Source organism: Peptostreptococcus anaerobius 653-L (genome assembly GCF_000178095.1).
GTDB lineage: Bacteria > Bacillota > Clostridia > Peptostreptococcales > Peptostreptococcaceae > Peptostreptococcus > Peptostreptococcus anaerobius.
Genome location: NZ_ADJN01000032.1, coordinates 1 through 916, shown reverse-complemented (window position 1 = coordinate 916; position 916 = coordinate 1). Strand labels below are relative to the sequence as shown.

General features: G+C 33.6%; 1 pseudogene. It reads left to right on the top strand.

Going from position 1 to position 916, the window contains the following annotated elements:
* A pseudogene (locus HMPREF0631_RS03715) lies at positions 1–745 on the top strand (D-alanyl-D-alanine carboxypeptidase family protein); the annotation flags it as partial.
* Between the last annotated feature and the right edge of the window lie 171 nt (positions 746–916).

Here is a 916-nt window from a genome sequence, read left to right as displayed (position 1 = left end):
AAAACCAGGAACTATCAAGTACTCTCTAGCTAATGACTATGTTGTTACTACAAGCCAAGGCAAGAATATATCAAAGGATAATTTTACGGTTAAATACAACTTCGACTCACTTAAATTGCCTGTAAAAAAAGGTGATCTGATAGGTAGAATGAATATTTACGAAAAAGGTACTATGGTTTCAAGCATTGGCCTAGTATCTGAAACTGATGCTGTTGGATATTTTGACTTTATTTTATCTAAAATTCCTTTCCTAAAGGACAAATCTAGTCTGAATTCATCAGCCAAGGTTGAAAAGATAAAAAATGATACTAAGAACAGTATAGATGATGCCAAAAAATCTGCAAACGAAAAAATTAACTCTACTAAAAAAGAGGCCCAGAAAAAATCAAGTGGAATCATAAAATCCGTTCAAGATTTCTTTGGTGGTATATCAGATAAATTCAGATCAATTGGCAAGTTCTTCAGTGATATGGGCAAAAATATAGGAATGGCCTTTGAAGACATAAAAAAAGTTTTCTCTGATTTAGGAAAACAAGGCGGTATAAAAGGAATACAAAAGCTTGATTTCTACAAATTTCTAGAAAATGAAATAAAACAAAAGACTGATAAGGTACCACCAGCAATAATAATATTCGGTGTACCTATCCTGATAATATTAGTAGTATTGTTACTTTTGATCAACTTGATTGTAGACTCTATTAGATCTGCTTTTTCTAAAGATGAATCTGATGATGGCCAAGAATAAAAACATATAAAAATAATCGAGTAGGGAGGAATTTCTCCTCCCTCTCACACCACGGAGCGTGCCGTTCGGCACTCCGCGGTTCAATTCAAATAATAATCTAAACAACTAATGAGTCCTCGCTTTGCGAGGATTTCTTTTGTTATCTTGCGAAGTCCTGTTGTTTTGGCTACT